Source organism: Actinoplanes subtropicus (assembly GCF_000721705.1).
In the GTDB taxonomy this organism is placed as follows: domain Bacteria; phylum Actinomycetota; class Actinomycetes; order Mycobacteriales; family Micromonosporaceae; genus Actinoplanes; species Actinoplanes subtropicus.
The window spans coordinates 22655-35587 of sequence record NZ_JOJL01000034.1 but is presented as its reverse complement, the minus strand read 5'-3'; the positions used below and the strand labels follow the sequence as shown (position 1 = coordinate 35587).

General features: G+C 70.0%; 14 protein-coding genes and 3 pseudogenes. 8 read left to right on the top strand and 9 right to left on the bottom strand.

Going from position 1 to position 12933, the window contains the following annotated elements:
• Window positions 1-29: 29 nt before the first annotated feature.
• Entirely contained in the window at window positions 30-506 is a 477-nt protein-coding gene (locus IH26_RS0139285) for a methylated-DNA--[protein]-cysteine S-methyltransferase (RefSeq protein WP_030441373.1), read from the top strand.
• Window positions 507-514: 8 nt separating this feature from the next.
• A complete protein-coding gene (locus IH26_RS0139280; RefSeq protein ID WP_245665892.1) occupies window positions 515-1180 on the top strand; it encodes a 2OG-Fe(II) oxygenase in 666 nt (221 codons plus the stop codon).
• Here the strand turns inward: IH26_RS0139280 and IH26_RS0139275 are convergent.
• The 4 genes from IH26_RS0139275 to IH26_RS0139260 form a co-directional block, all read right to left on the bottom strand.
• Window positions 1175-2242 carry an AMP-binding protein gene (locus IH26_RS0139275; protein WP_245665891.1) on the bottom strand — a complete coding sequence of 356 codons (1068 nt, stop codon included), beginning with the start codon at window positions 2240-2242 and terminating at the stop codon, window positions 1175-1177. The two genes, IH26_RS0139280 and IH26_RS0139275, sit on opposite strands and share 6 nt — an antisense overlap.
• Window positions 2224-2742 (bottom strand): DUF5938 domain-containing protein, encoded by a 519-nt coding sequence (locus tag IH26_RS54545; protein WP_211268837.1) that lies wholly within the window; start codon window positions 2740-2742, stop codon window positions 2224-2226. Before IH26_RS54545 ends, IH26_RS0139275 begins: the two co-directional genes overlap by 19 nt.
• A 239-nt stretch (window positions 2743-2981) precedes the next feature.
• Window positions 2982-3452 (bottom strand): SDR family NAD(P)-dependent oxidoreductase, encoded by a 471-nt coding sequence (locus tag IH26_RS0139265; protein WP_245665890.1) that lies wholly within the window; start codon window positions 3450-3452, stop codon window positions 2982-2984.
• Window positions 3453-3584: 132 nt separating this feature from the next.
• Entirely contained in the window at window positions 3585-4589 is a 1005-nt protein-coding gene (locus IH26_RS0139260; RefSeq protein WP_084599464.1) for an AraC family transcriptional regulator, read from the bottom strand.
• 81 nt (window positions 4590-4670) lie between these two features.
• On the opposite strand from IH26_RS0139260, the gene IH26_RS0139255 reads away from it, so the two are divergent.
• Both IH26_RS0139255 and IH26_RS0139250 read left to right on the top strand, forming a co-directional pair.
• Window positions 4671-5132, top strand: a complete 462-nt coding sequence (locus IH26_RS0139255; RefSeq protein WP_034216925.1) for an anthrone oxygenase family protein — start codon at window positions 4671-4673, stop codon at window positions 5130-5132.
• Between the two features lie 175 nt (window positions 5133-5307).
• Window positions 5308-6252, top strand: a complete 945-nt coding sequence (locus tag IH26_RS0139250) for an acyltransferase domain-containing protein (RefSeq protein WP_030441367.1) — start codon at window positions 5308-5310, stop codon at window positions 6250-6252.
• Window positions 6253-6318: 66 nt separating this feature from the next.
• Here the strand turns inward: IH26_RS0139250 and IH26_RS64905 are convergent.
• Both IH26_RS64905 and IH26_RS64900 read right to left on the bottom strand, forming a co-directional pair.
• Window positions 6319-6720: pseudogene (locus IH26_RS64905) on the bottom strand (aldo/keto reductase); the annotation flags it as partial.
• A gap of 71 nt (window positions 6721-6791) precedes the next feature.
• Window positions 6792-6914: pseudogene (locus tag IH26_RS64900) on the bottom strand (aldo/keto reductase); the annotation flags it as partial.
• On the opposite strand from IH26_RS64900, the gene IH26_RS63465 reads away from it, so the two are divergent.
• Together IH26_RS63465 and IH26_RS0139235 are read left to right on the top strand one after the other, a co-directional pair.
• On the top strand, window positions 6855-7580 hold the full coding sequence (locus IH26_RS63465; protein WP_425394439.1) for a type IV toxin-antitoxin system AbiEi family antitoxin domain-containing protein: 726 nt from the start codon (window positions 6855-6857) through the stop codon (window positions 7578-7580). The pseudogene IH26_RS64900 and the gene IH26_RS63465 overlap by 60 nt on opposite strands.
• 311 nt (window positions 7581-7891) lie before the next feature.
• The gene (locus tag IH26_RS0139235) at window positions 7892-8938 is read left to right on the top strand and encodes an SEC-C domain-containing protein (protein WP_157437601.1); all 1047 of its coding nucleotides are present in this window, start codon (window positions 7892-7894) and stop codon (window positions 8936-8938) included.
• 186 nt (window positions 8939-9124) lie between these two features.
• On the opposite strand, the gene IH26_RS0139230 is transcribed toward IH26_RS0139235, so the two are convergent.
• The 3 genes from IH26_RS0139230 to IH26_RS61615 form a co-directional block, all read right to left on the bottom strand.
• Entirely contained in the window at window positions 9125-9598 is a 474-nt protein-coding gene (locus IH26_RS0139230) for a UPF0158 family protein (protein ID WP_030441363.1), read from the bottom strand.
• 112 nt (window positions 9599-9710) lie between these two features.
• Entirely contained in the window at window positions 9711-10709 is a 999-nt protein-coding gene (locus tag IH26_RS0139225; protein ID WP_030441362.1) for an ERCC4 domain-containing protein, read from the bottom strand.
• A gap of 155 nt (window positions 10710-10864) precedes the next feature.
• On the bottom strand, window positions 10865-11119 hold the full coding sequence (locus IH26_RS61615) for a hypothetical protein (RefSeq protein WP_051809303.1): 255 nt from the start codon (window positions 11117-11119) through the stop codon (window positions 10865-10867).
• Between IH26_RS61615 and IH26_RS64315 the strand changes: the two are divergent.
• A pseudogene (locus IH26_RS64315) lies at window positions 11057-11931 on the top strand (phosphorothioated DNA-binding restriction endonuclease). The gene IH26_RS61615 and the pseudogene IH26_RS64315 overlap by 63 nt on opposite strands.
• Before the next feature lie 423 nt (window positions 11932-12354).
• Complete coding sequence (locus IH26_RS0139210) at window positions 12355-12930, top strand: BrxE family protein (RefSeq protein WP_030441361.1); 576 nt, start codon at window positions 12355-12357, stop codon at window positions 12928-12930.
• Window positions 12931-12933: the final 3 nt, after the last annotated feature.

Here is a 12933-nt window from a genome sequence, read left to right as displayed (position 1 = left end):
TTGCCTCGCACGCGCCGCACAGTTGAGGCATGACTTCGTACACCACGATCGCGAGCCCGCTCGGCGACCTGCTGCTGGTGGGTGACGGAACCGTTCTCACCTCGCTGTCCATGCCCGGCCGGACGAAGGCACCGGCCGCCGGCGACCCCGGGCCGTTCGCCGAGGTCATCCGGCAGCTGGACGCGTACTTCGCCGGCGTGCTCACCGAGTTCGACATCCCGTTCGCCGAGAGCGGCACGGACTTCCAGCGGCGGGTCTGGCACGAGCTGGACCAGATCCCGTACGGCACGACCACCACGTACGGCGCCCTCGCCGCGCAACTCGGCCTGCCCCGCGACCGCATCCAGGCCCTCGGCGCGGCGATCGGCGCGAACCCGCTGCTGCTGGTGCGCCCGTGTCACCGCGTCATCGGCGCCGACGGGTCGATGCGCGGCTACGCGGGCGGTGTCGAGCGCAAGATGTGGCTGCTCGCCCACGAGGGCGCCATGCAGCCCGCTCTCTTCTGAGGATGGCCATGATCGATGACCTCGACGAGTACGGCTGTGCGCTGGCCGGCCGGGTGCTCACCCGCGAGCAGTGCCGGGAGATCGCCGCGCTCTACGACGAGGCGGACCGCTTCCGCACGACCGTGGACATGGCCCGCTTCCGCTTCGGTTCCGGCGAGTACCGCTACTTCACCCACGACCTGCCCGATCTCGTACGGGATCTGCGGTCGGCCTTTTATCCGCGTTTGCTGCCGATCGCGCGGGACTGGGCGGCCAAACTCGGCCGCCCGGCCCCGTGGCCGGACACCCTGGACGAATGGCTCGAGCTGTGTCACGAGGCCGGCCAGGACAAGTCGGCGCAGATCCTGCTGCGCTACGGCCCCGGCGGCTGGAACGCCCTGCATCGGGACGTCTTCGGCGAGATGCTCTTCCCGTTGCAGGTCGTGGTCGGCCTGGACGAGCCGGGCGTGGACTTCACCGGCGGCGAGTTCCTGATGGTCGAGCAGCGGCCGCGGGCACAGTCCCGCGGCCACTCGACCACGCTGCCGCAGGGTCACGCCCTGGTCTTCACCACCCGGGACCGGCCGGTGGCGACGAAGCGGGGGTGGTCGAACGCCCCGATGCGGCACGGCGTGAGCACCGTCCGTTCGGGCCGCCGGCACACCCTCGGCCTCGTCTTCCACGACGCGTCATGATCCCGACAGGCGGGCGCGCAAATCGGACTTAAGAACCTTGCCCACCTTCGAGCGCGGCAGGTCGTCCCGGATCTCGATCTGCTTCGGGGTCTTCACGCTGCCGATCCGCTCCTTGACGAACGCGGTGACCTCCGCCTTGTCCACCGTCGCGCCCGCGCGCAGTTGAAGGATCGCGGTCACCCGCTCGCCCCACTTGTCGTCGGGCAGGCCGATCACCGCGCAGTCCTGCACCGCCGGGTGCTGCATGAGCGCCTGCTCGACCTCGGTGGAGTAGACGTTGAAGCCACCGGTGATCACCATGTCCTTGGCCCGATCCACGATGAACAGGTAGTTGTCGTCGTCGAGGTAGCCGATGTCGCCGGTATGGTGCCAGCCGTGCGCCGAGGCGGCCGAGGTCGCCGCCGGATCGCGGTGGTAGCCACGCATCACCAAAGAACCCCGCACCACGATCTCGCCGGTGGCGCCGCGCGGCAGCAACTCGCCGTCCGAGCCCATGATGGCCACGGTGACCAGCGGCGACGGCCGCCCGGCCGAGGAGAGACGATGATCCGCGACGCTGCCGTCGGGCAGGTAGTGGTCGGCCGGCGCCATCGTCGAGATCATCATCGGCGCCTCGGTCTGACCGAAGAGCTGCGCCATCGGCCCGATCCGGCGCAGTGCCTCGGCGAGCCGGGCCGCCGACATCGGCGCCGCCCCGTACCAGAAGCATTGCAGTGAAGAGAGATCGGTGTCGTCCAGCGCGGGATGCGCGAGGACCATGTAGATGAGCGTCGGCGGCAGGAAGGTGTGCGTCACCCGGTGCCGCTCGACGAGCCCGAGGAACGCGCCGACGTCGGGCGTGCGCATGATGACGATCTCGCCGCCCTTGGCCAGTACGGGGAAGCACAGCACGCCGGCGGCGTGGGTGAGCGGGGCCAGCGCCAGATAGACCGGCCGGTCCGGCCACGGGTAGCTCATCAGCGTGATCGCGGTCATCGCCTCGAGGTTGGCCCCGGTGAGCTCGACGCCCTTGGGCCGCCCGGTGGTCCCGCCGGTCCCGACGATCATGGCCAGGTCGTCCACGTGACCGAGGGCTCGCGGACCAGGCCGAAGCTCTCCAGCACGCCGAGCAGTTCGCGGTGCCCGAAGGCCTGGCAACCGGAGGCGAAGCCGACCCGTCGCGGCGGGCGCTGCAGCAGGTGGTACGCGGCGTACGCCTGCAGCAGTCCGGTTTGCTTGTAGTTCGAGTTGCCGTAGATGACGCAGTGCGCGCGCCCGAGCGGCCCGGAGGCGTGCACCGAGTCGACCGACTTGTTCAGGCGCGGATTCTCCCGGGGCGGCATCACGTTCATCACCTGTGCGGCCGTGGCGGTGAGCGCCGCGTACCTCTCATCGGGGTGCATGTCCTTGGTCGCCTCGACGGCGGCCGCCACGATCTGCGGTACGCCGTTCATCAGCGCCCGGTTGAAGACGCCGCCGAGCACCTTGACGTTGGCGACCCGCGGGTCGGTGCGGTACCAGACCGGGTGCGAGGTGCCGCCCCACGGCAGCGCCAGCGCGAGCTCGTGCTGACCCGGCAGCACCAGCTGATAGAGGCCGGCCTCGGGGTCCCACGCCTCGTAGCTTGGTGTCGTGCCCGACCTCGACGATCTCGTAGTCGGCGGTCTCGATGCCGGCGACGTTCTCCCGCATGGACGCCCGCAGCTTGTCGCCGTCGCGTCCGGCCGCGATGAACGGCACGTTGTACTCGCGCAGGTACTCGCAGATCAGCCGGCCGGTGTAGCCGGACGCGCCGTACACGACGACGGGCTTGGCGGCCATGTCACATCCCCATTCCGCCGTCGACCGGCAGGCCGCAACCGTTGATGAAGCGGGCGGCGTCGGACGCCAGGAACACCACGGCGTCGGCCATGTCGCCCACCTCGCCCAACCGCCCGGACGGCGTGAGCTCGACGACGGCGCCGACGGCCTCCTCGGGCGAGCCGAAAAGTCCGATCCTGGCGCAATCGTTGGCGAGTCCGATCCCCATCGCGGTGGGGACAAGACCGGGATAAATGCAATTCACCCGTACGCCGTAGCCCAGCTTGCCGGACTCCATCGCCGCGACCCGGGTGAGCCGGTCGACGCCCGACTTGGTCGCCGAGTAGACCGAGATCGCCGGGAACGCGATGGTCGCGGCGACCGAGGCGACGTTGATGACCACCCCACCGGCGCCGGCCGCTCCGCCGGGCCGCATGGCGCGGAAGGCGTGCTTGAGGCCGAGCGCGGTGCCGAGCAGGTTGACGTCGAGCATCTTGCGTACGGCGGCCGGCTCGAGGCCATGATCTGGCGGGTGATCGATCGGTACGCCACCCTCGCCGGGGGTCGGCCCTCGGTGTCGCCGGCCGCGGCGTACGGCATGCTCGATGGTCTTTTCCAGCGGGCGCTACTCGCCTACACCGCGCACGGCGAGCGAGTCCTGGACGGACTGGCCGACGAGGTACGCACCGTCCTGCCGCTGATGGTGCACTGACCGCAGTTCCCGCGGCGACACCCCACGCACTCGTTTGAAGGCGGCGCTGAGCGCGAACGGGCTGGCGTAACCGACGGCCCGCGCGATCGTCTCCAAGGTCGCGTCGCTGCGCAGCAGCATGTCGGCCGCGCAGGCGAGCCGCCACTCGGTCAGATAGGTCATCGGCGGCACGCCCACCAGCTCGGTGAACCGCCGGGCCAGGGCCGCGCGCGAGCAGCGGGCCTCGCCGGCCAGCGTGGCCACCGTCCAGGCCCGCTCCGGCCGGGCGTGGATGCGGGTCAGGGCGGCGCCCACGATCGGATCCTGCTGCGCGGTGTACCAGCGCGGCGGACGCGCCTCCGGCCGGGCCAGCCAGGTGCGTACGGCAGTGATCAGGATCAGGTCGAGCAGCCGGTCCAGCACCACCTCCTGGCCCGGAGCGTCCCGGTCGACCTCGTGGATGACATGCCGGACCAGCCCGGAATCCCACTCGCCCGGCCGCAGCACCACCAGCTCGGGCAACGCCGACAGCAGGGACCGGCTGATCTCGGCCGGCGAGTGGTAGGTGCCGGTCAGCAGCATCGTGCCGCCCGCCGGGTCGTTACCCCACGACCGCAGCCCGAGCGGACCCATCGGGCGCGCGCCGGCCACGCCGTCGATCGGCCGGCAGACCTGGTTCGGCCCGATCGCGACCTGCGGCGCGGTGGCGGCGGAATCGGCCACCCGGTACGGCCGCGGACCGCGCACGACCGCCACGTCGCCCGGCACGATCTCGGTCGCCGCCGTGCCCGCCTCGATCCACGCCGACCCCCGCACGACCGCCACCAGACTCAGCGGCGCCTCGTCCTCGATCCGCAGCGACCACGGCGCGGACATCAGCGAGCGGAGGATGAACGCGCCCCGCGCCCGCGGGTCGAGCAGGCCGCCCACCGGGTCCATACGCCCGAGCGTAGACGCTCGCGTATGGAATCGGGTGCCCGCCGCATGGATCGGCTCATCGACCTGCGGTGACATGGACTCATGACTCGTGCCTGGGATGTCCTCGCCGCCGCCACCATCGTCGGCAGTGGCCTGTTCGCCGGCGTGTTCTTCGCCTTCTCCTCGTTCGTGATGAACGGCCTGGAGCGGCTGCCCGAGCCGGCCGGCGCGGCCGCGATGCGCTCGATGAACGTCACCGCCGAGCGCCCGCCGCTCATGCTCGCCCTGTCCGCCGTCTCGGTGCTGTGCGTCGCGATGATCGTTCGAGCCCTGACCACCTGGTCGCAGCCCGGCGCCGCGTGGCTGCTGATCGGCGCGGCCCTGACCCTCATCGGAGCGCTGGGCGTCACCGCGGTGATCAATGTTCCGCTGAACAACCGCCTGAACGCGGACGCGATCACCTGGGCGCGATACCTGGCCGCCTGGAATCCGGCCAACCACGCCCGCACCATCCTCTGCCTGGCCGGCGCCGCCGTCCTCCTGATCGGCACGATCCGCCGGTAGCGCCTGTGTCGAAGCGGGAGCCGGAGCGAGGCGAGGTCCAGGCGTCGTCTGGGTACGCGCCGCGGGCGCCCGAATACCGGGGTTGTATTCGGGTGTTCACGGCGTGCGCCCAGACGACGCCTGGGCGACGCCGCAGCCCGTCTCCCGCTTCGACACAGGCGCTAAGGTCGCGCGTGTGGATCTGGATGACACCGCTGCCCGGCTCGGGGCGCCGGTCGAGGAGGTCGAGCGGGTGCACCGGCTCGCCGGCGACCGGCCGTCGGCTCCGCTGCCCGCCAAGGCCGACGCGCCCGCGCTCCTCGACCGCCTCGCGGTCCGGCCGGAGGATGCCGCCGAGATCCTGGCGGGCTGGCCCGACCCGGATTCTCCCTTGTGGACGCCCGAGCTCCGCTGGCTGCTCGACCGCTCGATCGCCCTGGTCCGCGCCGATCTCGGGGGCCACGACTGGCTGTCGCCCGGCCCGTCGCTGCCGCGCGAGCGTGGCCTCGCTTGGCGCCATCTTTACGGGTACGCGTACCTCGCCCTGGTCGACGTCGTCCGCGACTACCACCGGGAGCACGGCATCGCCGACGCCGTCTCCTGGGCGACCCTCGCCGACCTGGGCCGCAACCTGGCGATCGACCGGCGGATGCACCGCGAGGGCTGGCCGGTCATGCAGGGCTGGCTGACCCTGCACGCGCGCGGCGGCCTCTACGAGCTGGGCCGGCTGCAGCACGAGCGCGGCGGCACCGCCATCGGATTGCACATCCCCGAGGCGGGCCCGCTGAGCCCGTCGACGATCGAGGCGTCGCTCGACGAGGCCCGCGCGTTCTTCCCGCGCCACTTCCCCGACGAGCACTACACGGCCTTCTCCTGCGGCTCGTGGCTCCTCGACCCGCAACTGCGGGAATACCTGCCGGAAGACTCCAACATCGTACGGTTCCAGCGGAGGTTCACGCTGGAACCGTACGAGGAGGGGGACGGGCCGGACGCCGACGTCGAGGTGCGGCGATTCGTGTTCCGTACCCTGACCACGCCGCTCGACGAACTGCCGCGCCGGACGGTGCTCGAGCGCGCCGTCGTGGACCACCTGCGGTCGGGCCGCCACTGGCACTGGCGCCGCGGCCGCTTCCCGATCTGACCGCTCGGGCTCCAGCGTCAGCCGAGTCGTCCGCCCCGGGCACCGTCCCGGGGCGATCTCGGCGATCCGGGCGAGGTCGTCGGCGGTCAGGGTGAGCTCGGCCGCGGCGATGTTGTCCGCGACGCGACCGGGGTTGCGGGAACCGGGGATCGGGACGATGTAGTCCTTCTTCGCCAGCAGCCAAGCCAGCGCGAGTTGCGCCAAGCTGACGCCCTTGCTCGCGGCCAGCTTGGTCAGCTCGTCGGCGATGGCGACGTTCGCGTCGAAGTTCTCCGGCCGCCACCACGGCAGGCGCTGCGGGAGGTCGCCGGCGTCGAGGTGCGCGCGGGACACGACCGAACCGCTGAGGAATCCGCGGGCCAGCGGCGAGTGCGCGACGAAGCCGATGCCGAGCTCCTCGAGCACCGGGAACAGCGACTCGGCCTCGTGCGGCGCGAAGATCGAGTATTCGTGCTGCAGCGCGGCGATCGGTGCACGGCATGCGCCCGGCGAATGACGTCGGGGTCGGCATTGGACAAGCCGAGGAACCGGACCTTACCGGCGTCGACGAACTCGGCCATCACGCCGACCACGTCCCCGATCGGCACGGCCGGGCCCGGGATGTGCTGGTAGAGCAGGTCGATCGGGTCGATGCCGAGGTTGCGCAGGCTGTTGTCGACCACCTCACGGATGTGGCCGGGCCGCGAGTCGCGCTCGAAGCCGAGCAACTTCTCACTCGCATCGCCAAGGCCGCGAAGACCAGCAAGGAGCGGGTGAGACTTCCACCGACCTTCACAACGGGACAGGCGCGGGCCGCTGGGGTGCACCCACGCGACCTGTACGCGGCTCGCGACGGTGGCGAACTCGTCGAGCTGTCCCGAGGGGTTTTTCGTCGGACGGATGCGCCGGCGGCCACGTACCCGGACCTGCTGGCAATTTCGCAGCGGGCTCCGCGGGCAGTGGTGTGCCTGCTGTCGGCCGCGGCAGTGCATGATCTGACCGACGAGATCCCCATGGCCGTTCAGATCGCCGTGCCGCGCCGGACCTGGCCGCCGAAGCTCGACCACCCACCGGTCGAGGTGTTCCTCTGGGACCCGACGACGTTCGAGCTGGGTCTGGACACGGTCGAGGTGGCGCCGGGGGAGCGGGCGAGGATCTACTCGCCGGGCCGGACCGTCGTCGACCTGGTGCGCATGCGGCACAAGCTCGGAGAATCGGTCGCGCACGTCGCCATGCGCCGCTACCTGTCCCGACGTGACGCCCGGATCGCCGACCTCATGGCGTACGCGAAGGCGCTTGATGTGCTCGGACCGGTCCGAGCCGTGGTCGATGTCCTGTCCGCATCGTGAAGTGAACGTCGTGACCCGCCCCACCCGCGCCGACGCCGCCGGCCGCGCAAAACCCGGTCCGAACCCTGGGCACGACGCCGCCACGTCGTAGGGCGAGGCGAGGACTGATTTCCCGCGCTCCATCGGGCGGGTATGCCCAGTGCTGAAGGCGGTAGCGATCGTGCTCCTCGCCGGTGGGGCCGTTGCCTCCGCATACCTGACGTGGGCGGCGATGCGCGACGACACCCGTACAGGCGATGACAGGTGAACTCTTGCTGTCCCGAGCCCACCCACCAACCGCCTGCGCCCGAGTCGCCCGGTAGGTTGCCGGCGTGAGTAGTCCTTCGGCACGTCATTTCGCACGCACCGCGTACGAGGCTTTCCTCGCCGATCTGCGGCGTGAGCCTTCCGCGGCCGAGTGTGAACAGTGGGCCACTGATCATGCGGGTGATCCCGATGAGCCGCGGGCGTTGGTGGATGCCGGGTGGTCGATTGCCCGCAGCGGCGGTGACATCGAGCAGGCGCTGGAACTGTTCCTCCGGGCCGCGGGTTTCGGGGGCGAGTCCGGCCGGGACGCCCAGGTCGGCATCGCGGAGCAGCTCTACGCGCTGCGTCGTGACCAGGAAGCGGACGAGGTCCAGCGTGCTCTCCGGGCGGAACTGGACGACCAGCCCGGTGGTCTTGGCGCCGTGCGGATCTTCGACGACATGACGGAAATGCTGTCCGACGCCGGTCAAGATCAGTTGGCCCTCGAATGGTGCCAGGCCGGATTGGACCGGGCCGCCGAAGCCGGCGACGACCCCGAGGCGGAAGAGCTCCGGCGCGGGCTCCTCATCAGCCGCTGCTACCTACGGGAGAAGCTGGGCATAGAGCTCGACAAGGAGGATCTCGCAGCGTACGCGGAGGCCGACTCGTCGGTTGCGGAGCTCACGGCGATGATGCGCGAGCGGCTGGGTCCTCTCCGGCCGGACAGTGATGTCGACGCATCCCACGGTGACGGGGCGTTCGACGCGATCGTCCTGCGGTGGACTCGAGAGGACTTCCGCGCGGTCCTTTCCCGCTGGCCCGAATCGAGGGCCCGCTACGGCGACGATTACGAGACGTACGCAGGGCGGATCCAGCGGGAGGCCCGCGTGTACGAAGAGTCGGGCGCGACTCGGGTTCGTCTGGTCACCGGCAGCCTTACCGACTACGAGGCGTACGCGAAGGCGCAGCAACGCGATCCGGCCGCCCCGTCGACCCGCCGAGACTATGGCGAATGGTGCACCACGGCACGGCCCAATCGGGTACGGCTCTGGCCGCCCGAGCGTAACGGTGCGTGCTGGTGCGATTCGGGACGCAAGTACAAGAAATGTTGCGGGGCACCGGCCCGCAACTGACCGCGCTGTTCGGCAGCGCTCAAAAGCGTACGCAAGTAGCCCGGTTGGGGTTCGCCGCCAACAACGAACAGGTCGACTACGACGCCTCCGGACAAGCCGATCCCCGAGCGCGGCGAAAGCACGCTCAAGTTCGGCGCGGCAAACAAGCCCGTCGTCACTCATGCGGTCTGCCGGTGGCGCCGGCCGTCACGGCACGGGCGGATCCGGGTGCGCAGCCCGGAAGCGGTCCGCATCGTCCTGGCTGATCAGGGAGGCGTCGAGCAGCCAGTCGACCGCTCGGCGGGCGGCTCGGGTGTCCCGGAACGCATACCAGACGGGTAGTAGGTGCGGATACTCCTCGTGCAGTTCGTCCTTGAACCGGCGGAACGCGCCCCGGCCGTTGATCGCGCGGGCAAGCCGACGGGCGGCGTGGTCGTCGCTGACCAGTTCGGCAAAGTCGGCCATGTCCTCGTACCAGACGTACGAAGGCAGCGGATCGATCGCCACCAGATCCAGATCGTCGAGGTCGACCGGCGTCTTTCCATCGACACCGCCGTCCCGGGTCCACAGCACGATCTCCCCGGTCGCTGGATCAACCAGGTGCAGGTGCTCGTCGTACACGTTCTGATCCGACAGCGCGAACGCTATCTCCTCGAGATCAAACTGATCGATCTCCAACACGAACCCACCCCAATTCGTACGGCCAACGCCGACCGTAACCACAACCCGGCCGAGCCACCGCCCCGAGCGGTCTTGTCGTCCGGCCGCGTGGCGCTCCGGTCGTCACGCCGAGTCACGAAGCCGGGGTGGCGCCCTCGGGCTCTGGCGGGTGCGCGGCATGCCAGGCATCGACGATCTCAGGCCGGAGCCGGCCGCGATCGGGGACGGGGTGGCCGTGCTCGCGAGCCCAGGCGCGGATCTCGGCCGTGGATGGCGCGGGCGCAGCCGGGGCCCGGCCGAGGTCGGTGACCTGCGGGCCGATCCGGGTCACGGCGGCGTCCTCGTCGGCGGCCCAGGCGTGCGCGGCGGCGAGGTACCGGTAGGTCCACTCCTCGGCCAGCGGCCGCGTCTCGGCGTACACGATCGGGACGTTCGGCCAGCGCACCTGCAGTTCGGCCAGGCCGTCGGCCACCACCGCGGGGCGGACCCGCTGCTGGGTGAAGATCTGCGAGTAACGGTCCTCCACCACCAGCGCGGCGCGGGGCAACGCCGCCAGCTCGGCCAGCGCGTACCGCAGCTTGCCGCCGGTCAAGCTGGCCACCAGATCCACCATCGACTTACGCTCAACCGCGGCGACCAGCCGCCCGTTCAGGGTCAGGCCGTAGTCGCCACACGGCAGAGCCCGGCGCACGGTACGGACCTGCTGGCCCGTGAACCGGTACGGGTACTGCTCGTGCGAGTCGACCACGATCTCCAACTCGGCGATGCCGGCCGCCCGCGCGGTCGGTGTCCGCACGTTCGGTCGCGCCTGCTTGCGAGTGCGCGCCGATTGCCAGAACACCGCCTCACGCCCCCGCGCGGTGGTGAACACCAACTGCGAACGATTCTCCCGAGCCCGGTCCAGCACCAGGTCGATGGCCGCGCCGCGGCGCGCACACGAGCGCACCGGCACCTGCTCCACGATCTCCGGATGCGCAGGCCACTCGCTGTCGGGTACCGGGTAGCAGTACAACGCGTTGGTCCGCGGCCAAGTCCCCGCGGTCCGGAACACCAAACCGGCGCCGAGCGGCACCCGCAACAGATAGGGCAGCCGGGACTCCGGATCCGGATTCCGCGCGATCAACAACTGCACCGCACCAGTGTCACCCACACCAGGCCAGCAACAACATCAACGGCAAGGCATGTCGCCGTACGAGGAGGCCGCTCACCCGCCCGCGCCACTTCCACACCGGCCACTACACAGCGGCTCGGAGCCCAGTGACCACCGTGACGGCGGCCCGCGACGGTTCAGGAGCGCAGGAACGCCGTAGCCGCGATGATGACGACCCACGCGCCGAGCATGCCGCCGAAGCAGATCAACCCACCCAGCCGAACCGAGTGATCCACCTGCCCCAACGACTGCACCTTCGCCCGCCCGAAGATCGAGATGACCAGGTAGCCGGCGAAGAACGCCATCGCCGGCAGCCCGAACGTCGACCACTGCGACAGCCCGATCGACGCGCTGCCCGACCGCGAGCCGAACGAGTACAGCCCGCACGACACGAGTGTCCGCAGCCCCCTTTACTGACGGATTCCAGTGCTCTGCCCTGGAGCCAGAGTCAGGCCCAGCTCGGTGATGTGCTCGCGGAGTTCGGGCCGGCGTCGCGGACCAGCCGCAGCCAGAGCGCGGCGTACCCGTTCACCCGGCTACGGTAGGACTTCATCTGGGTGCTGGACCGCGACGTCCCGATGGACAAAGTCGGCCCACTGACGTCCGGGCAAGTGACGGGCAGCTTCACCTCGCAGATGGAAAAGATCCTCGCCGAGGACCCCGGGCTGCTCGCCTCCGCGGCGCGGGCGCTGGTGGACAGCCACTTTCCGGACACCGTCGCACCCGACGTCCTGACCGCGGTGGGCCTGGACCCCGAGACCGTCCTGCATGTCATTGATACGGTGCCCGACCCCACCGGCATCAGCCAGCGGCGCCGCGATCCCCTCTGGCGTGAGGCGATCATCCAGGTGTGGGACCGGCAGTGCGCGTTCTGCGGGTTCGACGGCCAGATCCTGGGCGCGACGGTCGGCATCGACGTCGCGCACGTACGCGGTTCGCGCTCGACGGCCCGGACGAGCCGGACAACGGGCTGGCGCTATGCACCCTGCACCACAAGCTGTTCGACCGGGGCGCACTCGGCCTGGACCTGAACCTGCGGATCCTGGTGTCCGCCACCTACACCGCGCGCACCACGGCCGGTCGGGCGCTCTACGACCTCCACGGCGGCACCGTACGCGGCCGCCCCGGCACGGTCATGCCGGCCGAACAGCATCTGGACTGGCACCGCCGTTGGGTGTTCAAAGGGCATCCCTTGGCCGCCTGACCGCAGGGCGGGCGTCGGAAACCTGCTGGGAGTGCCCATCCATGGTCACGAAATGCCGCTTATGTGATCCAACGCCCGAATCGCGGCTATGTCCCATCGACTCGAACCAGCCCTATCCGGCGAACGCTGCGGGCGGGCGATAGCTGGTCTACCTATGAAGGGGCGAATCGTGCTCAATGCCCGGCCGCGGCAGCCAACCCGTCGTGGGTTGTCGCCGGGTCCTCGGTCAGTCGCCAGCCTCGTCGAAGGCGTTCGTCGGCGGACGCGTTGGAACGCGCTATGAGTGCACCCGCGTCTCTTGGGGGCATTGCGATTTCCAAGCTCTCTGCAGACCGCGACACGACCATCAGTACGTGTCTTGGGGCGGAAGCGTCTGGACTAGTGTCATGAAGATGATGGTGGGCCGAGGATCAAGGATGCAGCGTGACAACGACGTCAAACATTGATCTGGACCTGCTTCTGAAGCGCCGACTTATCGTTGCCCGGTTCGGTGAGATGGATCTTGGCCGGTGGTGGAACACCACCCAGCTCGGCTCCGACGGTGCGCAGGTACTGAAGCGGGGGTTCCCCCGCACTCACTTCTTCGCCCAGGCCCGGTCGGTCTTCGCCGTCGCCTCGCACCGCACGAGCGAGCGCCTCGATCCACTGGGCGACGTCGCGGCAACGAGCGTAACGCTGTGGCGACTCCCCGCTGAGATTGAAGAACAGTTTGACGCTCGATGGGAGGACTGGCTCGACAACGCAGGGAACTGGAGTGATCTGTTCCTTCGATTGCAGAGGCCACAAGGTGATCTCGTTAGCGTGCTCCTGAGTGAAGGTGCGGTCTCCGAGGCGGACCTGGAGGCTCACTCACGCTTGGAGCGTCGCGTCGACGGTCCCCGCGTACGTGTCGCCACGGCGTTCGCGGGCTCAGTCTCTGAGGTCGCACAGCTCGCGCTCGGCTTCGCGCACGGCGCGCCCGGGGAGCTGGTGGCTCCGTATGCCGGGTTGCCGAAATGACCG